The 22,909-nt window shown below is 69.7% G+C and carries 23 protein-coding genes; 8 read left to right on the top strand and 15 right to left on the bottom strand.

Annotated elements, in window-relative coordinates:
- Nucleotides 1–47: 47 nt before the first annotated feature.
- Both ABZS97_RS14765 and ABZS97_RS14760 read right to left on the bottom strand, forming a co-directional pair.
- A complete protein-coding gene (locus ABZS97_RS14765; RefSeq protein ID WP_356137508.1) occupies nt 48–1,088 on the bottom strand; it encodes an NUDIX domain-containing protein in 1,041 nt (346 codons plus the stop codon).
- 181 nt (nt 1,089–1,269) lie between these two features.
- Nucleotides 1,270–1,464: a hypothetical protein gene (locus ABZS97_RS14760; RefSeq protein WP_356137506.1), complete on the bottom strand. Its 195-nt coding sequence runs from the start codon at nt 1,462–1,464 to the stop codon at nt 1,270–1,272.
- Between the two features lie 150 nt (nt 1,465–1,614).
- On the opposite strand from ABZS97_RS14760, the gene ABZS97_RS14755 reads away from it, so the two are divergent.
- The 3 genes from ABZS97_RS14755 to ABZS97_RS14745 all read left to right on the top strand — a co-directional run bounded on the left by ABZS97_RS14755 (nt 1,615) and on the right by ABZS97_RS14745 (nt 3,869).
- Complete coding sequence (locus tag ABZS97_RS14755) at nt 1,615–2,298, top strand: hypothetical protein (protein WP_356137504.1); 684 nt, start codon at nt 1,615–1,617, stop codon at nt 2,296–2,298.
- A gap of 59 nt (nt 2,299–2,357) precedes the next feature.
- Nucleotides 2,358–3,191, top strand: coding sequence for a DUF1206 domain-containing protein (locus ABZS97_RS14750; RefSeq protein WP_356137502.1), 834 nt, complete (start codon nt 2,358–2,360; stop codon nt 3,189–3,191).
- 177 nt (nt 3,192–3,368) lie between these two features.
- The gene (locus ABZS97_RS14745; RefSeq protein ID WP_356137500.1) at nt 3,369–3,869 is read left to right on the top strand and encodes a lamin tail domain-containing protein; all 501 of its coding nucleotides are present in this window, start codon (nt 3,369–3,371) and stop codon (nt 3,867–3,869) included.
- Between the two features lie 48 nt (nt 3,870–3,917).
- On the opposite strand, the gene ABZS97_RS14740 is transcribed toward ABZS97_RS14745, so the two are convergent.
- Genes ABZS97_RS14740 through ABZS97_RS14730 form a run of 3 tightly spaced genes read right to left on the bottom strand, consistent with a single transcriptional unit; the run spans nt 3,918 to nt 7,040 of the window.
- Nucleotides 3,918–4,841: a carbohydrate ABC transporter permease gene (locus ABZS97_RS14740; protein WP_356137498.1), complete on the bottom strand. Its 924-nt coding sequence runs from the start codon at nt 4,839–4,841 to the stop codon at nt 3,918–3,920.
- The gene (locus ABZS97_RS14735; RefSeq protein WP_356137496.1) at nt 4,838–5,752 is read right to left on the bottom strand and encodes a sugar ABC transporter permease; all 915 of its coding nucleotides are present in this window, start codon (nt 5,750–5,752) and stop codon (nt 4,838–4,840) included. Before ABZS97_RS14735 ends, ABZS97_RS14740 begins: the two co-directional genes overlap by 4 nt.
- Nucleotides 5,753–5,771: 19 nt before the next feature.
- A complete protein-coding gene (locus tag ABZS97_RS14730; protein ID WP_356137584.1) occupies nt 5,772–7,040 on the bottom strand; it encodes an ABC transporter substrate-binding protein in 1,269 nt (422 codons plus the stop codon).
- A gap of 266 nt (nt 7,041–7,306) precedes the next feature.
- Between ABZS97_RS14730 and ABZS97_RS14725 the strand changes: the two genes are divergently transcribed.
- Nucleotides 7,307–9,328 (top strand): NPCBM/NEW2 domain-containing protein, encoded by a 2,022-nt coding sequence (locus ABZS97_RS14725; protein WP_356137494.1) that lies wholly within the window; start codon nt 7,307–7,309, stop codon nt 9,326–9,328.
- A gap of 75 nt (nt 9,329–9,403) precedes the next feature.
- Here ABZS97_RS14725 and ABZS97_RS14720 read toward each other — a convergent pair whose 3' ends face one another.
- Together ABZS97_RS14720 and ABZS97_RS14715 are read right to left on the bottom strand one after the other, a co-directional pair.
- Nucleotides 9,404–9,811 (bottom strand): hypothetical protein, encoded by a 408-nt coding sequence (locus ABZS97_RS14720; RefSeq protein ID WP_356137492.1) that lies wholly within the window; start codon nt 9,809–9,811, stop codon nt 9,404–9,406.
- A gap of 115 nt (nt 9,812–9,926) precedes the next feature.
- Complete coding sequence (locus ABZS97_RS14715; protein WP_356137490.1) at nt 9,927–10,871, bottom strand: ROK family protein; 945 nt, start codon at nt 10,869–10,871, stop codon at nt 9,927–9,929.
- Nucleotides 10,872–11,074: 203 nt separating this feature from the next.
- Between ABZS97_RS14715 and ABZS97_RS14710 the strand changes: the two genes are divergently transcribed.
- A complete protein-coding gene (locus ABZS97_RS14710) occupies nt 11,075–12,112 on the top strand; it encodes a LacI family DNA-binding transcriptional regulator (RefSeq protein ID WP_356137488.1) in 1,038 nt (345 codons plus the stop codon).
- 49 nt (nt 12,113–12,161) lie between these two features.
- On the opposite strand, the gene ABZS97_RS14705 is transcribed toward ABZS97_RS14710, so the two are convergent.
- Together ABZS97_RS14705 and ABZS97_RS14700 are read right to left on the bottom strand one after the other, a co-directional pair.
- Nucleotides 12,162–13,988, bottom strand: a complete 1,827-nt coding sequence (locus ABZS97_RS14705; protein ID WP_356137486.1) for a serine/threonine-protein kinase — start codon at nt 13,986–13,988, stop codon at nt 12,162–12,164.
- Nucleotides 13,989–14,288: 300 nt separating this feature from the next.
- Nucleotides 14,289–15,593 carry an aldolase/citrate lyase family protein gene (locus ABZS97_RS14700; RefSeq protein WP_356137484.1) on the bottom strand — a complete coding sequence of 435 codons (1,305 nt, stop codon included), beginning with the start codon at nt 15,591–15,593 and terminating at the stop codon, nt 14,289–14,291.
- Nucleotides 15,594–15,773: 180 nt separating this feature from the next.
- Here ABZS97_RS14700 and ABZS97_RS14695 point away from each other — a divergent pair, with 180 nt between their 5' ends.
- Nucleotides 15,774–16,667 (top strand): endonuclease/exonuclease/phosphatase family protein, encoded by an 894-nt coding sequence (locus ABZS97_RS14695; RefSeq protein WP_356137482.1) that lies wholly within the window; start codon nt 15,774–15,776, stop codon nt 16,665–16,667.
- 82 nt (nt 16,668–16,749) lie between these two features.
- On the opposite strand, the gene ABZS97_RS14690 is transcribed toward ABZS97_RS14695, so the two are convergent.
- The 4 genes from ABZS97_RS14690 to ABZS97_RS14675 form a co-directional block, all read right to left on the bottom strand.
- On the bottom strand, nt 16,750–17,712 hold the full coding sequence (locus tag ABZS97_RS14690) for an electron transfer flavoprotein subunit alpha/FixB family protein (RefSeq protein ID WP_356137480.1): 963 nt from the start codon (nt 17,710–17,712) through the stop codon (nt 16,750–16,752).
- A gap of 75 nt (nt 17,713–17,787) precedes the next feature.
- Nucleotides 17,788–18,576, bottom strand: a complete 789-nt coding sequence (locus ABZS97_RS14685) for an electron transfer flavoprotein subunit beta/FixA family protein (protein WP_356137478.1) — start codon at nt 18,574–18,576, stop codon at nt 17,788–17,790.
- 229 nt (nt 18,577–18,805) lie between these two features.
- Nucleotides 18,806–19,315: a flavin reductase family protein gene (locus ABZS97_RS14680; protein WP_356137476.1), complete on the bottom strand. Its 510-nt coding sequence runs from the start codon at nt 19,313–19,315 to the stop codon at nt 18,806–18,808.
- Nucleotides 19,316–19,564: 249 nt separating this feature from the next.
- A complete protein-coding gene (locus ABZS97_RS14675) occupies nt 19,565–19,978 on the bottom strand; it encodes a thioredoxin family protein (protein ID WP_356137474.1) in 414 nt (137 codons plus the stop codon).
- 75 nt (nt 19,979–20,053) lie between these two features.
- On the opposite strand from ABZS97_RS14675, the gene ABZS97_RS14670 reads away from it, so the two are divergent.
- A complete protein-coding gene (locus tag ABZS97_RS14670) occupies nt 20,054–20,470 on the top strand; it encodes a DUF4395 domain-containing protein (RefSeq protein WP_356137472.1) in 417 nt (138 codons plus the stop codon).
- Nucleotides 20,471–20,656: 186 nt separating this feature from the next.
- Nucleotides 20,657–21,385, top strand: coding sequence for a lysophospholipid acyltransferase family protein (locus ABZS97_RS14665; RefSeq protein WP_356137470.1), 729 nt, complete (start codon nt 20,657–20,659; stop codon nt 21,383–21,385).
- A 13-nt stretch (nt 21,386–21,398) separates the two neighbouring features.
- On the opposite strand, the gene ABZS97_RS14660 is transcribed toward ABZS97_RS14665, so the two are convergent.
- On the bottom strand, nt 21,399–22,091 hold the full coding sequence (locus tag ABZS97_RS14660) for a phenylalanine--tRNA ligase beta subunit-related protein (protein WP_356137468.1): 693 nt from the start codon (nt 22,089–22,091) through the stop codon (nt 21,399–21,401).
- 13 nt (nt 22,092–22,104) lie between these two features.
- Nucleotides 22,105–22,698 carry a transglutaminase family protein gene (locus tag ABZS97_RS14655; RefSeq protein ID WP_356137466.1) on the bottom strand — a complete coding sequence of 198 codons (594 nt, stop codon included), beginning with the start codon at nt 22,696–22,698 and terminating at the stop codon, nt 22,105–22,107.
- Between the last annotated feature and the right edge of the window lie 211 nt (nt 22,699–22,909).

Below are 22,909 nucleotides of genomic sequence, written 5' to 3'. Positions count from 1 at the left end.
CCCGCGCCGGAGGCGTGAGGGCCCGGATCACAGCGCCGGGACCGGCGTCAACCGACCGGCACCCCCGCCTCCAGATAGAGCGCCGCCCCTCGTTCGCGTGCCCGCAGTGCCCACCGCAGGCGTTCGTAGCGCACCGGCGGCAGCAGCTCGGCAGCCTCCTGTTCGGTGACGAAGCGCCAGTCGCGCAGTTCGGGGCCGGGCAGCAGCAGGCGTTCGGCCGCGTCGGCGTCGAGGTGGCCGCCGTCGAAGAGGAGGCGCAGGCCGCCGTAGCCGGGAGGCGCGGGCGGCTCCCAGTCGACGACGAGCAGGCCGGGTACCTCGTCGAGCCGGATGCCCGTTTCCTCGGCGACCTCGCGGATGCCGCCGCGCGCGGGCGCCTCTCCGGGTTCGACGACCCCGCCGGGAAACTCCCAACCCGCCTTGTACGTCGGGTCGACGAGCAGCACCCGGTCCTGCTGGTCGAAGAGCAGCACCCCGGCCGCGACGGTCTCGGCGGTGGGCTCGGGCGTCTGCACGATGTCGCATGCGGGCACGTCACCCGCGCGTACGGACTCGGCGATACGGACGGCCGTGTCGTACGGGGTGAGCGCGCTGGTGTCGATGAGGTGGGCGTCGGCGGTGAGCCAGCCGGCGAGTGCGGCGCGGTACGGCTCGATGTGGTCGTAGGACCACTGGCGTATGCGTATGTCGCCGTCGGGCAGGTCCTCCGGTATCTCGCGGTCCGCTATGCGTGCGCGCAGGATCGTTTCCGCCGGAGCGAGGAGCACATGGCGTACGGGGATACGGCGGGACGCGAGGCCGCCGAAGATCTCATCGCGGTACTCCTGGCGCAGCAGGGTCATGGGGACGACGAGGACACCGCCGAGCTCCGCGAGCAGAGCGGCCGCGGTGTCGACCACCAGTCGCCGCCAGATCGGCAGGTCCTGGAAGTCACCGACCTCGGCGAGGCGCTTGGGCGGCAGCAGCTGTGCGAGTCCGCCGCCGATGACCTCGGGGTCGAAGAGCGTGCTGTTCGGGATCAGGTCGATCAGTTCCCGTGCGGTCGTGGTCTTCCCCGCACCGAACGCACCGTTGACCCAGACGATCACGGTTCCCCCTCTTCTGTTGGCCCCCTGTGGCTTGCCCGCTCCACCCTGCCACGGAAACCAGGTCCAGTTGAGGGAGCCTTCCGGCGGCCGGAACGCCGTGGCGCCGGTGCCCCTCCCTCGGGGCACCGGCGCCATGAAGCGGGCTCACCGGTCGCGCCGGCTCATCCGTCACCCTGGTACGTCAGTTGTTCTGGCCCAACGCCTTGTCGTCCACGGCGAGGCTGTCGCTGCTGACGGTGTGGTCGAGGGTGCTGACGGTGTCGGGCAGGTTCAAATCGTCGAGTACGCCGCTGTCGGCACCGTGGGACGGTGAGATCGCCGCGACGACGAATCCGGCGGCGAGGGACGCAACGGCAAGCATGCTTCGCTTCTTCATGCCCGAATCAACTGCGCACCGGCAGATGGGTCACGGGTAGGCCACGTACCTCCTTTTTGGCGAAATCATGAAACTGCCGACGGCCGAATTCCGTCCTTCCTGCCGACTCGATCATCCCGATACGGGTCTTGTGACACAGGGGGACGCATCATGACGCCGAACACCCGGACGACCCGCCGCAGACCCGGCGCCGTCCGTGCGATCGCACTGAGCCTGTGCGCGGCGGGGGCACTGGCCCTCACCGGCTGCTCCGACGGCGGGAACACGGGCGGCGCGGCCGCCGGCACGGACCCGAGCACGGCACAGACGACTGCCTCGGGCGGCAAGTCCGGCGACGGATCGGGCGCGGCGAGCGCACAGCCCGCCTCGAAGACGTCCGCCGACCCGGGCAGCGGCTCCAAGGCCCCCGGGACCAAGGCCTCCGCGTCCGCACCGCCCGCCTCCGCCACGACGGCCCCTTCGGACGGCGGCGGCACGGGCGACGGCTGCGATCACAAGATGCCGATCTCCCCCGACGAGATCGCGGTCTACCGCTACAGCCCGGAGGGCGGCTCCCTGAACCTCATCGTCAAGCACGGAAACTGGGGCTGCGGCACCGGGGACTCCGACGGTGCCCCCTTCGAGACCGTCGGCAAGGAGACGTATCTGCCGATGGACCAGGCGGCATACGTGACCGCGACCAACCCCGTCGTGGAGAGCTCCGAGAACCAGCGCATCGGCGTCCAGGAGTTCCTCGACTGGGTCGAGGCGCATCCCGACTCGGGTCTGGTCTTCAAGTACCACGTCGGCAAGAACGGGGTCGTCGACAGCCTTGAGGAGGTCTTCACCCCCTGACCGCCGACCGCGCCCGTGTGGTTCCCGCGAGCCGGGGAAACCGGCAAGCGGGAGGTTCGATGAACACGACTGCGGTGACGCGCAACAGTCCGATCGGTGGTCGACGGGCGGTACGGAGTTCCTTGACGGAAGGCGCGGCGAGGGCCGGGCTGGCCGCTCGCGGGGTCATCTATCTGCTGGTCGGCGTGCTGGCTCTGCAGATCGCCTTCGGCGACCGGAAGAAGCAGGCCGACCGGGGCGGCGCGCTGGCCGAGATCTCCGGAAAGCCCTTCGGGGCCGTCCTGTTGTGGGTGCTGGGCGTGGGGCTTGTCGGTATGGCGCTGTGGCGGCTGTCCGAGGTGGCCTTCGGCTCGGTGGGGCAGGACGGTCGCAGCGCGAAGAAGCGGCTGCTGGCTCTCGCCCGCTGTGTCTTCTACTCGTTCGTGGCCTACTCGGTGCTGTCCTTCGCGGCGGGCTCGGGTGGTAGCAGCTCCAGTGACGAGCAGTCGCGCGATGTGACGGCCAAGGCCCTTGATCTGCCGGCCGGTCAGTGGATCGTGGGCGCGGCCGGGGCGGGCATCGTGGTGGCGGGCGTGTGGGTGGGCGCCCGGGCGGTGCTGCGGGAGTACCGGCGCAATCTCAAGCTCGGTGAGATGTCGACGGGGGTGCGCCGCCTGGTCGACACGACGGGAGTGGCCGGAGGGGTGGCCCGCGGGCTGGTGTTCGTCGCGGCGGGCGGCTTCGCGCTCCGGGCGGCCGTCGAGTACGAGCCGGACAAGGCGAAGGGTATGGACGACACCCTCCGCTCGTTCGCCGACACCGCCGCGGGCCCGTGGCTGCTGGTCTGCGTCGCGACGGGCCTGGTCCTGTTCGGCGTCTTCTCGTTCGCGATGGCGCGCTGGCGCAGGGTCTGAACCGGCGGCGGGGCGACGCCCCCCGACCGAGCGAACCCACCATCAGAGGGAGCCCACCGGCAGCACGTACCGGACGTCGGTGGGCTTCGTCGGACGAATCCGCAAAAACGTCACCGCCCAGCACCGGCTTCTGTACGCTCTGACGCTTCACATGGCACCACCAGGGGGGTACATCCCATGCGTCAGCGCTTCGCGATAGCCGGGGCCATCACGGCCACCGCACTCACCGTCGTCCTCGCCGCACCGGCCCAGGCCACCGAGTACAGCTCGGCGCTCAAGGTCCGCGGCATCCAGTACAACGCGCCCGGCAGCGACTCCAACAACTGCGCCACCGGCAACACCAAGGAGGAGTACCTGACGATCAAGAACTACTCGTCCTCGACGACCGTCAACCTCAAGGGCTACAAGGTCAAGGACGCCAGCGCCAGTGGCAACGTCTTCACCTTCCCCTCCAACCACTACCTCCAGCCCGGTGACTACGTGAAGCTGCGCGGCGGCCGCGGCACCGACTCCGACGCACACAACGTGGTGTACCGGCAGAGCTGCAACTTCATGTGGAACAACGGCGGGGACACCATCTACCTGTACAAGTCGAACGGCAGCCACGCCGACACCCACAAGTACACGGCGAGCGCCAACGACCCCGACGGCAACGGGTACATCACCTACCACGGCTGAGCCGCACATCCATGACCCGCTCGCCGCGGGCCGGTGGCTCCACGATGGCTACCCCTTCGTCGACCCCAGTGTCAGCCCGGCGATGAAGTGCCGTTGCAGCACCAGGAAGACGAGGATGGTGGGCAGGGCGACCAGCACCGAGCCCGCGGCGAGCAGGTTGTAGTCGGTGAAGAACTGACCCCTGAGGTTGTTCAGTGAAGAGGTGACCGGGAGTTTGTCGGGGTTGGAGATGAAGATCAGCGCCCACAGGAAGTCGTTGTAGATCCAGGTGAACTCGAGGGTTCCCAGGGCTGCGAGGGCCGGGCGGCACAGCGGCAGGGTGATGCGCCAGAACTGGGTCCACACACCGGCGCCGTCGACGATCGCGGCCTCCAGGATCTCCTGCGGCAGCGTGCGCATGAAATGGGCGAGGACGAAGACGCAGAAGCCCATCTGGAAGCCGATGTTGACGATGATGACGGCCCAGTAGGAGTCGTACATCGTCATGGAGTCGGACATCCACCAGGGCAGCGGGATCCTGTTGAACAGGACGTACAGCGGGGTGACGATGACCTGTTGGGGCAGCAGGTTGCCCGCGGTGAAGAACATCAGCAGGACCAGCCCGCCGCGCAGCTTCAGCCGGGAGACGGCGAAGGCGACGAACGAGGCCAGAAAGAGGGTCACCACCACGGCGGGGACGGCGATCAGCAGCGTGTTGGTGAAGTACTTCCCCATGCCGGATTCGGTGTAGGCCCGGCGGTAGTACTCGAAGGACAGGTGCTTGGGGAAGGAGAAGTAGCCGTTCTGCGCCGTCTCCTCGTAGGGACGCAGTGAGGCGTAGACGGCGAGCAGGAGCGGCGCGAGGAACGCCAGCGACACGCCGGCCAGGAAGATGTGCACGCCCCAACGGCCGTGTTGCGAAGGGGACTTGGGGGCGGGAAGGGTGGTGGCGGCCGGGTGGACGGGCGCGCCGGTGCGTAGGTCTGCGGTCATCGGTCGCGGGCACCTCGCAGCTCTTGGACCAGGAACGTCACGATGAATCCCAGGGAGACGGTGAGCAGGACGACCGCGATGGCGGAGCCGAATCCGATGCGACTGGCCTCCCCGATGATGTTGTCGGTGATCAGGACGGAGAGCACTTCCAGTCCGTTGCGGCCCTTGTTGACGGCGTAGACGATGTCGAAGGCGCGCAGTGCCTCGATGACGGTGATCACGCCCACGACGACGTTGACCGGGCGCAGGGTCGGGAAGACGACGCGGAAGAAGGTCTGCCGCTCGTTCGCGCCGTCCATGGCGGCTGCTTCCTTCAGCTGCGGGTCGACGGACTTCAGGCCGGCCAGGTAGAGGATCATGACGTAGCCGACATGCCGCCAGCCCGCCGCGATCATGATCATCCACAGGTTGAGGTGCGAGTCCCCGAGCCAGTCGATCGGGTCGGCGCGGTTGTTGAGGACGGTGTTGACCACGCCCTGGTCGGTGCCGAGGATCAGCTGCGCGATGAAGCCTACGATGGCGAGAGAGAGCACGACCGGCATGTAGATGACGGACTGGTAGAAGCGGCTGAAGCGGACGCCGCGGTCGATGAGCACCGCGAGGAACAGTCCGAACGGGGTGGCGACCAGGCCGAGGAAGAGCAGCCACATGACGTTGTGGCGCACGGCAGGCCAGAACGCCGGATAGTTCTCGACGAGGTTCTTGTAGTTGTCGCCGCCGACCCAGTGGACGTCGCCGACGCCGTCCCAGGCGGTGAAGGAAAGCCCGATGGAGGCCAGCGTCGGGCCCCAGATGATGACGATGTCCAGCAGAACGGGCAGGCCGAGGAGCACGCCGAGGACGACGACGTCGCGGCGGGTGAACCGCCGCAGACGCCGCCGACCGGCGCGCCGTGGGATGTTGAGCGCCACGGAACGTCTTCCTCCGGATTCAGCCGACGGGCGACGAGAAGATGGTCTTCTTCTGTCGTTCGATGCTGTTGCACAGACCGTCGACGTCCTTCGGGTTGCCGATGAAGTCCTGGATCGCCTTGATCATCACAGTCGAGGCGAAGTCGGGACGGGTGTCGCGGTCCATGAACTGCGAAATCTGCTTGGCGCCGGAGACCAGTTGGGCCGACTTCTTCTGCAGGGCGCTGTACTTGGAGGTGTCGGCGCCGTCGTTGACCGCCACATTGTTGGGGTCGAGAGCGAGGTAGGTTTCCTCGGCCTTGGGGGCGCCCAGCCATTTCAGGAGATCCTTGGCGCCGGTGAGGTTCTTCGACTTCCTGGCGACGAGGAATCCGTCGATGGGGGCTTCCACGGCGTCCTGCCCGTACTGCGGGTCGATCTCGGGGAAGGCGAAGAAGTCGATGTCCCCGCGCTCGTTCTCCGCGAACTGGGTGCCGGGGTGCGGCATTCCGAACACGGCCATGCCCGTCTTGCGCTGCGCCAGACCCTGCCCGGCCTCCTCCCAGGTCCTGCCGAGGGCGCCCTTTTGGTAATACGGCATCAGTTCGCGCCAGGTGTCGAAGACACCCTTCACCTTGCTGTCGGTCCACGACTCCTTGCCCGCCATCAGGGACTTGTGGAAGTCGTAGCCGTTCAGGCGCATGTTGATGTAGTCGAAGGTGCCCATCGCGGGCCAGCCGTCCTTGTCGCAGAAGGCGACCGGAATGCCGTCCTTGGACATCTTCTTGGCGAGCGCGATGAACTCGTCCCAGGTTCCCGGCTGTTGGTATCCCTGCTTCTCAAAGAGGCTCTTCCGGTGGAAAACGGCCCACGGATAGTAGTAGTACGGCACGAAGTACTGCTTGCCCGCGTGCGTGGACTGGTCCTTGAGGGCGTCGGAGAAACCGGTGAAGCCGCTCCACACATCGCTGATCTCGTGCAGCAGACCCTTCTCGGCGAAGTACTGCATGCGATATCCGGCGAACCACATGAAGACGTCGTCGGGCGTGCCCTGCAGATAGCGGTTGATGTTCTCCTGGAAGTCGTTGTGGTCCTTGGTGTTGACCTTGACCTTCTTGCCCGAGGTCTTCTCGTACGCCGTGAAGGCCGCCGCGTAGGCCTTCTTGGGAATCGGGTCCGAGGCGTTGGACCCCACGCTGACTTCATTCTTGTTCCCACCCGATCCATCGCCGCAGGCGGACAGCAGGACGGGGAGCGTGACCGCGCCGACTCCCGCGGCCGCACCACGCAAAAGATTGCGCCGGGACATCCGATGTCCTGCCGTGCCTTCGGGCACGCCGAACTCCTTGAACGATGACTGTGCCATGTCGCCCTCCTCGGGGTGCCATCCAACACAACCGAACGCGCGGCTTGGATCTCACTCCCATACAGAGGTGTCGTCAAGGGTTATGACGAAATATCGAACAACCGTTACCCTTCTCTTCCAACAGAGTCCGACAGGTCCTACCGTAAACGCGCACGACAGACGAGGACTGCTACACGTCCTACCTTTCGCGTGTTCGGAGGAACGTAACGATGCGTCACCTTCACATCCGCACACCTCGCCGAAGAGTGATCGGAGCACTCGCCGCAGGACTGTTGTGTACGACCGGGCTCGCGGCGCCGGCTCTCGCCGCTCCCACCGCCGACCCCGCCGCGCCCACCCTGGCCGACGGTCTTGCCCTCACCCCGCCCATGGGGTTCAACAACTGGAACTCCACGCACTGCCGGGCCGAGTTCAACGAGACCATGGTCGAGGGAATCGCCGACCTGTTCGTCGACAAGGGCCTCAAGGGCGCCGGGTACCAGTACGTCAACCTCGACGACTGCTGGGCCCTGCCGACGCGCGACGCGGACGGCAAGCTGGTGCCTGACCCGGTCCGATTCCCCCACGGGATCAAGGCAGTTGCCGATTACGTGCACGCCAAGGGACTCAAGCTCGGCATCTACACCAGCGCGGGAACGAAGACGTGCAACAGCGCGGGATTTCCGGGCGCACTCGGCCACGAGTACAGCGACGCCCAGCAGTTCGCGGACTGGGGCGTCGACTACCTCAAGTACGACAACTGCAACAACCAGGGCGTGGACGCCAAGCTGCGCTACACGACGATGCGTGACGCCCTCAAGGCGACCGGTCGGCCCATCGTCTACAGCATCTGCGAGTGGGGTGAGAACAAGCCCTGGGAATGGGCGTCGGACGTCGGCCACCTGTGGCGCACGACCGGCGACATCAGCGACAGCTGGGGCTCGATGCTGTCGATCCTGAAGCAGAACCTGCCGCTCTCCGCCCACGCGGGCCCCGGCCACTGGAACGACCCGGACATGCTGGAGGTCGGCAACGGCGGAATGACCGACACCGAGTACCGCACACACTTCTCGATGTGGTCGGTCATGGCGGCACCGCTGCTCATCGGCTCCGACCTGCGCAAGGCGTCCGACGCGACCTTCGACGTCCTCGGCAACAAGGAGGTCATCGCGGTCGACCAGGACCCGCTGGGCAAGCAGGGCTCGGTGCTGTCCTCCGAGGGCGGCCGCTGGGTGGTCGCCAAGGAGATGAAGGACGGCAGCCGTGCGGTGGCGCTGTTCAACGAGACCGGCAGTCCACAGCACATCGCCACCACCGCCCGAGCCGCCGGACTGCCCGAGGCCGGCGCGTACACCCTGCGGGACCTGTGGCAGCACAGGAGCTACAACACCGCGGGCACGATCGCGGCGACCGTCCCCGCCCACGGCACGGTTCTCGTCCGCGTCTCGGCCGGCGGCCGGTGGGCCACGCACCCGCCGGCCGTCGAACTCGGCCTGGACGGCAGCCCGTTGGTGCAGGCCGGCAAGACGGCCGCGCTGACGTCGAAGGTCACCGACCTCGGCCGTACGCCCGCCACACACCTCTCCGTGACACTCGCCGGCCCTGCCGGCTGGACGGTGAAGGCCATCTCGCCGACCACCGCGGGCCTGCTGCCGACGGGCCGTTCCCTGCGCACCAAGTGGCAGGTCACCGCCCCCGAGTCCACCGCCACCGGCTCGTACGACCTGACGTTGAGGGCGCGTTACCGCTCCCTCACGGGTACGCGCGTCGAGAGCGTGCTGCCGCTGAAGGCAACCGTGGTCGTCGCGCCACCCGCGGGTGTCTCCTCGCTCGGTGACCTGCCGTGGCTGTCGACGACCAACGGCTGGGGCCCAGTCGAGCGCAACACCAGCAACGGCGAGAGTGCCGCGGGCGACGGTCGTCCGATCACTCTGGGCGGTGTCGAATTCGCCAAGGGGCTGGGCGTGCACGCCGAGAGCGCCGTCGAGTACTACACCGGCACGGTGTGCGAGTCGGTCACCGCGGACGTCGGTGTCGACGACGAGAAGGGCGCGCGCGGCACCGTCGCCTTCGAGATCTGGGCCGACGGCACGAAGGTCGCCTCGACCGGGGTCCTCACCAACGCGATGCCCGCCCAGCCGGTCACGGCCGACGTGAGCGGCGCCCAGGTGGTCCGGCTCGTCGTCACCGACGGCGGCGACGGCATCGACTCCGACCACGCGGACTGGGCGGACGCGAAGCTCGTGTGCTGAGCACCGGACCCGCCGAAGTCACCGCGCGATCGTCGAGGGTTCAGCCCCTGACGACGCGCGGTGACCGTCATCGGCCTACCACCACGCGCTGCAGCGCGCCGTGTTGTCGCCCTGCGCCTGCACACAGACGCGGGCCAGCGCAGGGTCGTTGTCCGGGATGTAGGTGGACTCCTGGGTGTTCCACGGGTCGACCCAGATCCGGTTCTGCAGCCCGTAGAAGTGGTTGGTGTCGCCGTCCGGGGCCCAGTCGATCCAGCCCGAACAGGTGGTGCCACCACTGCTGTTGTTCACGTAGTTCCGGACCTGCCAGCCCCCGCCGCCCGAAACGTACTCGCTCATCAGGGTGCCCGAGCAGCTGTTGCTCCACACCGTGTGCCGCGCGGTCTCGGCGGAGGCGACCCCGCTGCCGCCCAGCACCAGCGTGGCGACTGAGGCAAGCGTGCCGACCCCGACGGCAGCCCGCCGCACGATACGTGCTTTCATGTCCCGTTCCCTCCCTCATGCCCGGCATGCGCCGCGCACGAGTGATCTTCAGGGAAGGCTCCAACAGGCGGCCAATGGAACGCCAACCGCCGAATGGAGGACCAACCACCGCTTTTCACACGGCAGTTGGGCGCGGTGACCTGCAGGCCGCCGCAGCAGCCCCCACCAGGCCCGCATCCGTCCCCGTCTGCGCGGGCACGACCGTCAGCCGCTGGACGAAGGACAGGGTCGCGTAGTCGGCCAGGGCCTTGCGCAGCGGTGTGAACAGGATGCTGCCGGCCTTGCCCACACCCCCGCCGATCACCGCGATGTCGATCTCGACCAGGGTCGCGGTGGCCGCGATCCCGGCAGCCAGCGCCTGCGCGGCCCGCTCGAAGGAGGCCACGGCGACCGGATGACCCTCGCGCGCGGCGGCGGCCACCGCGGCGGCCGAGGTGTCGCCGTCGGGACCGGGCAGCCAGCCCTGTTCCAGGGCGCGGCGGGCGATGTTGGGGCCGCTGGCGATGCGCTCGACGCAGCCACGGGAACCGCACGGGCACGGGTCGCCGTCGAGGTCGACGCTGATGTGGCCGATGTGCCCGGCGTTGCCCGTCGGGCCGGGGTGCAGCCGGCCGCCGAGGACCAGGCCGCCGCCGACGCCGGTGGAGACCACCATGCACAGCGCGTTGTCGTGCCCACGGGCGGCGCCCTGCCAGTGCTCGGCGGCGGTGATCGCCACCCCGTCGCCGATCAGCTCGACCGGCAGGCTTCCGGTGACCCCACGCACCCGCTCGACCAGCGGGAAGTCACGCCAGCCCGGCACGTTCACCGGGCTGACCGTGCCCGCGGAGGCATCCACGGGGCCCGCGCTGCCGATCCCGACGGCTCCTGCCCTGCTCCACAGCGGGGAGCCGGTCAGCTCGCCGAGCACGTCCTCGACGGCCCGCATCACGGTGTCGCCGTGCTCCTGCGCCGGCGTCGGGCGCTGGGCGCGCAGGAGGATCCGGCCGTGGCCGTCCACGAGCGCTCCGGCGATCTTGGTGCCGCCGATGTCGAGCGCGGCCACGAGGTCGGTGTGCATCAGTGTCTGATCTCCCGCTGAACCTTGAGGAACCTTGAGGAAAGGGCAGGCCGGTCTCGCGGTGGGGGCGCAGGCCGGAGATTGCGGTGGACAGTCTCTCCCGCATCTGACAACGTTGTCCAGGCTCTATGCTCGACGCCACATCCTCATACAAGCCGGGGGACCTTCGCATCCCCGCGGACGACACGACAGGACAGGACATCGTGGCAGAGACCGCCCGTCGCCCCGAGAACCGCTACGGCAACCGTCCGACGATGAAGGATGTCGCGGCGCGCGCCGGGGTCGGCCTCAAAACGGTCTCACGAGTCGTCAACGGCGAGCCGGGCGTCACCCCGGACACCGAGCGCCGAGTCCAGGAGGCCATCGACGCGCTGGGCTTCAGGCGCAACGACAGCGCCCGGGTGCTGCGCAAGGGCCGCACCGCCAGCATCGGCCTCGTCCTGGAGGACCTCGCCGACCCGTTCTACGGCCCCCTCAGCCGCGCGGTGGAGGAGGTGGCCCGGGCGCACGGTGCCCTGCTCATCAACGGCTCCAGCGCCGAGGACCCGGACCGCGAGCAGGAGCTGGTCCTCGCCCTGTGCGCGCGCCGCGTGGACGGGCTCGTCGTGATCCCCGCCGGTGACGACCACCGCTACCTGGAGCCCGAGATAAGGGCGGGCGTCGCCACCGTGTTCGTGGACCGACCCGCCGGAAGGATCAACGCCGACGTCGTCCTGTCGGACAGCTTCGGCGGTGCCCGGGACGGTGTGGCCCACCTCATCGCCCACGGCCACCGCCGCATCGGCTTCATCGGCGACATGCCCCGCATCCACACCGCCGCCGAGCGGCTGCGCGGCTACCGCGCCGCCATGGAGGACGCGGGCATACCCGTCGAGGACGCCTGGATGTCCCTCGGCGTCACCGACCCGCAGCGGGTGCGCAGGGCGGCCGAGGACATGCTCTCCGGCTCCTCCCCCGTCACCGCGGTCTTCGCCGGCAACAACCGCGTCACCGTCACCGTAGTCCGGGTCATCGCCGAGCGCGGCCGCCCCGTCGCCCTAGTCGGCTTCGACGACATCGAGCTCGCCGACCTCCTCCAGCCCGGCGTGACCGTCGTCGCCCAGGACGCCGCCACCCTGGGCCGCACGGCCGCCGAGCGCCTCTTCCGCCAACTGGACGGCAGTCTCGTCGTCCCCGAGCGCATCGAGCTGCCGACACGGCTGATCACGCGCGGCTCGGGCGAACTGCCGCCCACGGACTGACCCTTGGCCGCAGACGTCGGCCTCGGGGCTCCAGCGGTCGCGTACGGCGTCAGCAGACGGGAAGTCCGGGAAGCGGTGCGTCGTTGTCGCCGCCCTTGAGGTAGACGTCGCTGACGAAGACGTTCGTGTTGCCGCTGTCGTCGTCCGTCCTGGCCCACCACACGTTCGTCCACTCGCCGTAGGTCTCGCGGCGGCCCAGGTTCTGCTGGCAGTAGAAGTAGTTGGTGCCCGCGTTGAGGACGCCGGCCTCGGCTCCGGCAGCCGTGTAGGACTTGGCGGTGCGCCAGACGTTGCAGTTGTACTTGCCGCCGCCGGCGGGGTCGCACACCGGCGCGGGGCTGGAGCCGCCTGCGCCGCCGCCTGCGCTCCCGCTGCCGCCGGTCGTGCCGCCGTCGCCCGAGCCGCCCGTCGTACCGCCCGAGCCGGTGCCGCCGCCCGAGCCGGTACCCGTGCCGCCGCCGCCCGCGGGCTTCGACGCGGAAGCGGTGGCCTCCCGGGTGGCGGTGGCCGCACCCTTGCCGCCCGGCTCCTTGCCGGGAGCCTTGGACTTCCGCTCGCCCTTCCCGGTGGGCTCCGCGCCGTTGGAGAGGTCGTCCGCGCCCCGGCTGTCGTCCCCCGAGGGCACGGCACCGGCGCCGTGGGACGCCGTGGGCCGGGCCGCGCCTGCGGTGGCGGTGGTGTCGTCGGAGCGGCCGAGGAGCGCGACGGTCACGCCGGTCGCGGCGAGTACGACGGTGACGGCCAGCGCGGTCAGCAGGACGCGCCCCCTGCCGCGGCGCGGCGAGGGTGCCGCAGCGGGTGACGAGGCCGGGGTGACCACGGTCGGGCCCATGGGCGGCGCCCCGAAACCGGCGCCCGCCCCGGACACCGGGACCTGCGGGACCTGTGCGGGCGGTCCCTGCTCGGGCGGCCCGAACCCCGGCGGGATCGACGGAACGCTCCGCTGCGTCGTCTCACGTATCGCCTCGCGCGGCAGCGGCGCCGGACCGCGCAGCCCGGTCGTCGCGGTGTCCGCATCGGGTGCCGCAGCCACCTGCTCCAGCAGCTCGCGGGCCCGGTCCGCGTCCGGGCGGGCGTCCGGCTGCTTGTGCATCAGCTGCTGCAGTACGGGCCCCAGCGGCCCGGCCCGGCGCGGCTCCGGCAGCGGATCGACCACGATCGCGGTGAGCGTGGACCAGGTGGACGTACGGCGGAAGGGCGACGCGCCCTCGACGGCGGCGTACAGCGTCGCGCCGAGCGCCCAGACGTCCGACGCGGGGCCGGGGTCGTTGCCCTGGGCCCGCTCGGGTGCCAAGTAGTCGAGGGAGCCGACGAGTTCGCCGCTGCGGGTCAGGTGGGTGGCGGAGCCGTCGCCGGGGTCCTCCATCGTCGCGATGCCGAAGTCGGTCAGGACGACCCGTCCGGATCGGTCGAGGAGGATGTTGCCGGGCTTCACGTCGCGGTGGAGCACCCCGGCGCGGTGGGCGGCGGCGAGTGCGTCCATGACCTTGGCGCCGATGGACGCCGCCTCGCGCGCGTCGAGAGTGCCGCGCTCGCGCAGGACGTCGTCCAGGGAGGGTCCGTCGACCAGTTCCATGACGATCAGTGGGCGTCCGTCGACCTCGGCCACGTCGTGCACGGCGACGACGCCGGGATGGCGCACCCGGGCCGCGGCACGTGCCTCGCGCTGCATGCGCAGGCCCAGGTCGGCCAGTTCGAGCGCGGCGGCGTCCGTGTAGGTGCGCAGCTCCTTGACGGCGACCTCGCGGCCGAGCACCTCGTCGACGGCTCTCCAGACGACACCCATGCCACCGCGGCCGAGCTGCGCCACGATGCGATAGCGCCCGGCGAGCACCCGGCCGACGCCCTCCGCCTGTTCGTTCTCCCCCGAAGACACCGCTGCCCCGTTCCTGTGACACACCAATGAAGTGCCGCACAGCCTACGGGGCAGCGGTGACAGCAGAAGTCGTAGGGGACTCCTGTGACGGACCCCCTACAAATGCTCCCCCGCCGCAATTCTCCTGCGTGACTCCCAGGGGGTGTTTTGAAAGTCCTGTGCGGTGCCCGCGGTGTTCGGTGCGTGCCCTCGGCGTGCCGGACGAAGGTCCTCGTACTGGACGTACTTGGGTCTTCGGCCGGTGCGGCGAGGGTGCGTGCCGGGCGCCGTGGGTGCTGTGCGGGACTTTCAAAACACCCCCTAGATGCCGGAGATCGTCAGGTCCGCCCGCCGGGGCGCGGCGAAGCCCTCCAGGTCGGCGCGGGTCAGGCCGGTCAGGCGGGCGACCTCGGCGATGTCGAGAGCGCCGCAGTCCAGGCCGCGCAGCAGGTAGCCGCTGAGGGCCTTGGCAGTGGCGGGCTCGTCCATGACGTCGCCGCCCGCGTGGTTGGCGTATCGCGCGAGGCGGCCCGCGGCCTGCTCGAAGCCCTCGCGGTAGAAGGCGAAGACGGCGGCGTAGCGGGTCGGGATGTGGGCGGGGTGCATGTCCCAGCCCTGGTAGTAGGCGCGTGCGAGGGCCCGGCGGGTGAGGCCGTAGTGCAGCCGCCAGGCGTCGTGGACCTTCTCGGTGGGGCCGACGGGAAGGACGTTGGTGGAGCCGTCGCAGACGCGTACGCCGGTGCCCGCGGCGGCGACCTGCATGATCGCCTTGGCGTGGTCGGCGGCCGGGTGGTCGCTGGCCTGGTAGGCGGCGGACACGCCGAGGCAGGCGCTGTAGTCGAAGGTGCCGTAGTGCAGGCCGGTGGCGCGGCCCTCGGCGGCCTGGATCATGCGGGCGACGGTGGCGGTGCCGTCGGTGGCGAGGATGGACTGGCTGGTCTCGATCTGGATCTCGAAGCCGATCCGCCCGGCGTCCAGGCCGCGCGCCTTCTCGAACTCCTCCAGGAGCCGGACCATGGCGGTGACCTGCTCGGCGTAGGTCACCTTGGGGAGCGTCAGGACGAGTCCGTCGGGCAGCCCGCCCGCCTCCATCAGCCCGCTCAGGAAGATGTCGAGGGTACGGATGCCGCGGTCGCGTACCGGGGCCTCCATGCACTTCATCCGGATGCCCATGTACGGGGCCGCGGTGCCGTTCTCGTACGCCTCGGCGATCAGCCGGGCCGCACGGGCGGCGGCCGCGTCCTCCTCGTCGTCCGGGCGGGGGCCGTAGCCGTCCTCGAAGTCGACGCGCAGGTCCTCGATGGGCTCGCGCTCCAGCTTGGCGCGGACGCGGTCGTACACGGCTGCGGCGAGGTCGTCGCCGAGGCCGAGGACGGCGGCGAAGGAGGCGGCGTCCGGGGCGTGCTCGTCGAGGGCGGCGAGGGCCCTCTCGCCCCAGGAGCGGACGGTGTCGGCGGCGAACACGTCACCGGGCACGTACACGGTGTGAACCGGCTGGCGGGTGCCGGGGTCGCCGGGGTAGCGGCGCTCCAGCTCCGCGTCGACCGGGGCGAGGGAGGCGCTGATCTCCTCGCTGACGGCGCCCGCGAGGCTCGTCGTCACCTTCTCCTGCTGGCCCTGACCCATCCCACACCCTCCTGTTTTCCGCTTCACGGAATCAACAATCCGTAGAGCGAAGTTATCTGTGGAGCTTCCCGCCGGTCAACACCTGTCCGCAGCGTGGTCCGTCCTCCTCACTTCTGCCCCACGCCTTCTTCCGTACAGCCGTGCGCACCCTTCATCCTGACTCGGGTGGGAGGGGGTCGCGTGTCGAACATCGGGCGAGTGACGCGTCGTATGGGCCTGCGGACCGGGGCGGCGGCGGCCGCCGCGCTGCCGCTGCTCGGTCCGGCTGCCGCTTCCGCCGGCCGGCACCCGGGCCACCGCCTGGACGTCATGACGTTCAACCTCCGCTACGCGAGCAAGGCCGAGCCCAACAGTTGGTCCGCGCGCCGCCCCGTGATGCGCGAGCTGCTGCACCGGGAGGCACCCGCCGTCCTCGGCACGCAGGAAGGCCTCTACCGGCAGCTGCGCGACATCGAGTCCGATCTCGGCCCGCGCTACGACTGGATCGGCACGGGCCGGGCGGGTGGCAGCCGGGACGAGTTCGCGGCGGTGTTCTACGACACCCAACGCCTGGCCCCGGTGGAGTACGACCACTTCTGGCTCTCCGACACCCCGGAGGTGATCGGCTCGAACACCTGGGGCGGTTCGTGCGTCCGCATGGTCACCTGGGTCCGCTTCCGCGATCTGCGCGACGGTGAGCGGGAGTTCTACTTCCTCAACACGCATCTCGACAACGCGAGCCAGCACGCGCGCAGCCGCTCCGTCCCGCTGATCCGCGCGCGAATCGCCCGGCTGGACTCCTCCCTTCCTCTGCTGCTGACCGGCGACTTCAATGTGGCGGCCCACCAGAACCCCGTCTACGACGCGCTGCTCGGCGCCGGGCTCGTCGACACCTGGGACGCGGCGGTCGAACGCGGCCCGCTGTACGGCACCTTCCACGGCTATGGACCCCTCGTCCCCGACGGCGACCGGATCGACTGGGTTCTGGCGACGCCCGGGGTCACGGTGCACCGGGCTTCGGTGAACACCTTCTCCAAGCGCCGCCAGTTCCCCAGCGACCACCTTCCCGTGCAGGTGTCGCTCACTCCGGGATGACAGCCCAGCAGCCCCCGGGAAAACGCCGAGGCCCCCAGGGCCGCCTGCGCGGTCCCGGGGGCCTCGATACAGCCCGGCTCGATCAGCCCTTGCGGGTGTTGATCTCCTCGGTGAGCTGCGGGACGACGTCGAAGAGGTCGCCGACGACGCCGTAGTCGACCAGGTCGAAGATCGGGGCCTCGGCGTCCTTGTTGACGGCCACGATCGTCTTCGAGGTCTGCATGCCGGCGCGGTGCTGGATGGCGCCGGAGATGCCGTTGGCGATGTAGAGCTGCGGCGAGACGGACTTGCCGGTCTGGCCGACCTGGTTGGTGTGCGGGTACCAGCCCGCGTCCACCGCGGCGCGGGAGGCGCCGACGGCCGCGCCGAGGGAGTCGGCGAGCGCCTCGATGATCGGGAAGTTCTCGGCGCCGTTGACACCACGGCCGCCGGAGACCACGATCGCGGCCTCGGTCAGCTCCGGACGCCCGGTCGACTCACGCGGGGTGCGCGCGGTCACCTTGGTGCCGGTGGCCTGGGCCGAGAAGGACACCGTCAGGGCCTCGACCGCGCCGGCGGCCGGGGCGGCCTCGACGGGCGCCGAGTTCGGCTTGACCGTGATGACCGGGGCGCCCTTGGAGACACGGGACTTGGTGGAGAAGGAGGCGGCGAACGCGGACTGCGTCGCGACCGGGCCCTCGTCACCGGCCTCCAGGTCGACGGCGTCGGTGATGATGCCCGAGCCGATGCGCAGCGCCAGGCGGGCGGCGATCTCCTTGCCCTCCGCGGAGGACGGGACCAGGACGGCGGCCGGGGAGACGGCTTCGTAGGCGGCCTGCAGCGCGTCGACCTTCGGCACGACCAGGTAGTCGGCGAACTCGGCGGCATCGGCGGTCAGGACCCGGGTCGCGCCGTGCTCGGCGAGTGCGGCGGCGGTGTTGTCCGCACCGGCACCCAGCGCGACCGCGACGGGCTCGCCGATGCGGCGGGCCAGGGTCAGCAGCTCCAGGGTGGGCTTGCGGACGGCACCGTCCACGTGGTCGACGTAGACGAGAACTTCAGCCATGGGACTTCTACTCTCCTGCTTGCGAAAGATGAGGGGCGGTCAGCGAGTGGGGTGTGCCTGCACTCCCCGGGGCGCTCAGATGAACTTCTGGCCCGCGAGGAACTCGGCGAGCTGCTTGCCGCCCTCGCCCTCGTCCTTGACGATCGTGCCGGCGGTGCGCGCCGGGCGCTGGGTGGCGGAGTCGACCACGGTCCAGGCACCTTCGAGGCCGACCTCGTCGGTCTCGATGTCGAGGTCGGACAGGTCCCAGGACTCGACCGGCTTCTTCTTGGCGGCCATGATGCCCTTGAAGGACGGGTAACGCGCCTCGCCCGACTGGTCGGTGACCGACACGACCGCCGGGAGGGAGGCCTCCAGCTGCTCGGAGGCGGAGTCGCCGTCGCGGCGGCCCTTGACGGTGCCGTCCTCGACCGAGACCTCGGAGAGCAGGGTGACCTGCGGGACGCCCAGACGCTCGGCGAGCAGCGCCGGGACGATACCGGCGGTGCCGTCGGTGGACGCCATGCCGGAGATGACCAGGTCGTAGCCGGCCTTCTCGATCGCCTTGGCCAGCACCAGCGAGGTGCCGATGGCGTCGGTGCCGTGCAGGTCGTCGTCCTCGACGTGGATGGCCTTGTCGGCGCCCATGGACAGCGCCTTGCGCAGCGCGTCCTTGGCGTCCTCGGGGCCGACGGTCAGGACGGTGATCTCCACGTCGTCGTCGGAGTTGTCCGAGATCTGCAGCGCCTGCTCCACCGCGTACTCATCCAGCTCGGAGAGCAGACCGTCCACGTCGTCCCGGTCGACGGTCAGGTCATCGGCGAAGTGCCGGTCGCCAGTGGCGTCGGGCACGTACTTCACAGTGACAACGATCCTCAAGCTCACGCCGGCTCTCCTACTGCATCGTCATTTCTGGGCTGCCTTCTTTCAGGCAGCATAGGCGCCTGAAGCGGCCGATCCCGGTCGGGGCGGCCCGCGCTCCGAACGAAATATTACTCGTCAGTACACCCAGTGAATGCCCACTAAGCAAGCGCTTTGAACTGTGACCTTGGCAACGCTGCGTAGTCGAAAACAGCAGCCTGAGCCCGGTCCCGAGGATCATGCGCGACCGAGCCTAGTCGCGCAGGCCGCCGAAACGCCCCTCGTGGTAGAGCAGCGGGCGCCCCGCGCCCGAGGGGTCGCCGAGGACGACCTCGGCCAGCACGACGCGGTGGTCCCCCGCCGGGACGCGTGCCACGACCCGGCACACGAGCCAGGCGAGTACGTCGTCGAGCACGGGAACGCCTTCGGGGCCCTCGCGCCAGCCGGTGGGCGCCCCGAAGCGGTCGGCGCCGCTCCTGGCGAAGGTCGCGGCCAGTTCCCGCTGGTGCTCTCCGAGTATGTGCACGCCGACATGGTCGGACTCGGCGATCGCGGGCCAACTGGAGGCGCCCAGGCCGATGCCGAAGGAGATGATCGGGGGCTCGGCGGAGACCGAGGTGAGCGAGGTCGCGGTGAAGCCGACGGGGCCGCCGCCACCCGGGGCCGTGATCACGGCGACACCGGCCGCGTGCCGCCGGAAGACGGAGCGCAGCAGGTCCGGGGAGGCGAGCTGGGGAGTGGCGAGGTCGGGCGTGGCCGTCATGGAGTTGTCCTTCTGCGGGAGGTGGTGAGCGGATCCGTGGTTGCTCAACAACTCGGACAGTGCGCACGCGCGATGCGGGTCGGGGCCGCGGTCCGAATGCGTTCGCGCTCGAGGAGAAGGAGTTCCGGGGGCATGCGATCAGGCTGGCGACAGGCGGTGCGGGCAGTCAAGGGCGTTCCGGCATCTGGGAGCCGCATCACCCGCGGCCCCCCAGGTCAATGGGCCATGGGGCAGTTGCGAACCGCCGGTTCACACGGCCTCCCCCAGCGCGGCGATCACGTCGGCCTTGCGGGGCTGACCACTGGCGCGCCGCACGATCCGTCCGTCCGCGTCGAGGACGAGCACGGTCGGCGTCTTGAGGATCTCGAGTTCGCGTACGAGTTCGAGGCGGTCCTCCGCGTCGATCTCCACGTGGATCACGCCCGGCACCATGTCGGCAACCTCGCCGAGCACCCGCCGGGTCGCCCGGCAGGGGGCACAGAAGGCGCTGGAGAACTGCACCAGCGTGGCCCGTTCACCGAGGTCCTGCCCCAACTCCGGCGCACCGAGCCGCTTTCCGCCGTCGCGCCCGCGCACCCTCACCCTCCCGTTCCGCCGCTGATGCAGCACTCCGTACCCGCTCGCCAACGCGAGCACCACCACGCACACCACAAGTCCGGTCATCTTCGCGTGCAGCGTTCACGCGACTGCAAAGATTCCCCGCTCCTCGAAATCCCTCCGATGCGGAATGCTTGATTCATGGACATTGATGTGAGGGGGCCGCGGTTCGGTGCGGCCGTGACGACCGTCGTACTGGCGGTCGTACTGATCACGGGAAGCGCCTGGCTGCTGGCCTGGCAGACGCTGGCCTTCGCGATGGGCGCGGCCGGCGGGGTGGGGCGCTCCCCGTACGGCTGGTTCTTTCGCAGGGCCGTGCGCCCCCGCCTCGGGCCGCCCACGGAGTTCGAGGCACCCGAGCCGCCGCGGTTCGCCCAGGCTGTCGGGCTGACCTTCGCGGCCGTGGGACTCGTCGGGTACGCGGCGGGAGTGCAAGGTCTCGGCCTCGCGGCGACGGGGGCCGCGCTCGCCGCCGCGTTCCTCAATGCCGCGTTCGGATACTGCCTGGGATGCGAGATGTACCTGCTCGTACGGCGGGTGACTGTTCGAGCGGAGTAAAGGCGGCGTAAAAGCCCGAGGTGGATCAAGCTGTCGACGTGACGAGGATCTCGCCGTTCTCAGGCACCAGGACTGGCCCCCCGTCCGTTCTTGGGGCACGATCTGCGCAATGCCGTAAACCTACGGCTGCGTAACTTCCGCCCATGGGGATCCCGTCCCAGGCAGAGAGAAGGGTCCACTCCGTCCATGGCAGAGCTTGTCTACCGTCCCGTCGTCGGTCTCGCCCAAACGTTGTTCAAGGCCTGGGACCTCAAGATCGACCTGCAGGGATCGGAGAACATTCCGCGCTCGGGCGGCGCCGTGCTGGTGAGCAATCACATCAGCTATCTGGACTTCATCTTCGACGGCCTGGCCGCGCTTCCGCAGAAGCGCCTGGTGCGCTTCATGGCGAAGGAATCGGTGTTCCGGCACAAGATCTCCGGACCGCTGATGCGCGGTATGAAGCACATTCCGGTGGACCGCAAGCAGGGTGAGACGGCGTATCAGCACGCCTTGCAGTCGCTGCGCTCCGGCGAGATCGTCGGCGTCTTCCCCGAGGCGACGATCTCGCAGTCGTTCACCCTCAAGAGCTTCAAGTCGGGCGCCGCGCGCATGGCCCAGGAGGCCGGCGTCCCGCTGATCCCGATGGCGCTGTGGGGCACCCAGCGTCTGTGGACCAAGGGCCACCCGAAGAACTTCAGGCGCAGCCACACCCCGATCACGATCCGCGTCGGCGAGCCGGTCGAGGCCCCGGCCGACCAGTACGCGGGCGCGATCACCCGGCGGCTGCGCGAGCGGGTCCAGGAGCTCCTGGAAGCCGCGCAGCGCGCCTACCCCGTGCGCCCCAAGGGGCCGGACGACACCTGGTGGATGCCCGCGCACCTCGGTGGCACGGCGCCGACCCCCGAAGAGGTCCGCGCCGCCGAGAAGAGCTGAGCGGGCCGACCGGTCAGGCCGGGGCGTGGACGGTGATCCGCGCCCCAGGGCTGAACTTCTCCAGCAGTTCGGCGAGTTCCGCGCCGGCCGCCTCGACGTCGGCGACCGGCATCGGCGCCAGACTCTCCAGCAGGAAGATCGCGGAGGTGGACGCCTGCGTGAGCCTGGTGCGCGGTCCCTGGCGCCAGTTCCAGCGGCGGCAGGTGACACCCTCGTCGTCGCACCACACGACCTCCCCGGCGTCGGGGTGCTCGACGATCTCCTCGCCGCCCGCGACGGTCACGAAGTCCTCGACGCCGGTGGCCCGTTCGAGGCGCATGCCGCCCCGGATGCGGTCGGTGTCCTCGCCGCCCACGGGGATGAGATGGGCGACGCTGATGGCGTTGTAGAGGTCGACGAGGACGTTGATACGGGGCAGTCCGGCGTCCGTGAGGGCCCGCTTGGCCAGCGCTTCCGCCGAGTTGCGCGTCCGTGAGGGCTTGGATCCGAACGCCGTGTACGTCTCGCGCCAGGCGGCCATGTGCGGGTCCTCGTGCGGAGGGCGCCCGTCCAGTCGTGCCGCGAGACGGCGGGTCGCGTCGTCGAGGAGGGCCGAAGTCCCCTCGGTGCTGGGCCCGTTGAGGAGTCCTTGTGCCTCGACGGCGACGTGGGTGAAGCCGGGCGCGAGGGCGCGCACCTCGTCGGACACGGTGAGTGTGAGAGTCATCGACTGCCTTGCCTCAGAGCGCGGTGGGGAGGGTCTTCCACAGGTGCGGCCGGTCGGCAGCGTCCTTGAGGGCATGCACAACGGCCGGGTGAGGTTCAGCGTACAGCACCGGATAGTCCACCTCATTGGACTCCGGATCCGGAATCCAGGCCAGCCGCTCCCCACCGAGCGAGAACTGCGCGTCGACGCCCGGCTTGTTCCCGCGGCAGTCCTGGCGGTGCCAGGCCCCGTTGAACCGTACGGCGACAAGGCCGTGCACGACATGCCCGCTGCCGTCGTCGTGCAGCAGGCTCTGATAGCAGAGCGCGGTGGGGATGTCCTCGGCCCGCAGGAGAGCGGTCAGGGCATGGGCCTTGGCGTGACAGATGCCGGTGCGCTGCTCCAGGACGTCGGAGGCACGCCAGGTGACCCGGGGATCGCCGGAGTCCGCCGAGTGCGGGATGGTGTCGCGCACGAATTCGTAAGCGGCCCGCGCATAGGCATACGAGTCGGCGGCACCCTTGGCGAGGCGTACGGCCGTCTCGCGTACGAGCGGATGATGGTGGTCGATGACCTCGTCGGCGGCCAAGTATGCGGACAGGTCGGGGGTTTGTTGGATCAGCTCCATGTGCGCAGAGCATAGGAATACGGCCGACCCGGAGTCAATGACTTTTCGGTCGACCGTATATCTATGCATGCTCCTGGCTCTCGGTGGAGAGGCCCGGGACAGATCCTGGCGCCGTCCTAGGGGGTGTTTTGAAAGTCCTGTGCGGTGCCCGCGGTGTCCGGTGCGTGCCCTCGGCGTGCCGGACGAAGGCCCTCGTACTGGACGTACTTGG

It is taken from the genome of Streptomyces sp. NPDC005485, from assembly GCF_040606085.1.
Lineage (GTDB): Bacteria > Actinomycetota > Actinomycetes > Streptomycetales > Streptomycetaceae > Streptomyces.
Note: the sequence above shows the minus strand (reverse complement) of the source record. Positions and strands in the feature narration are given on the sequence as shown.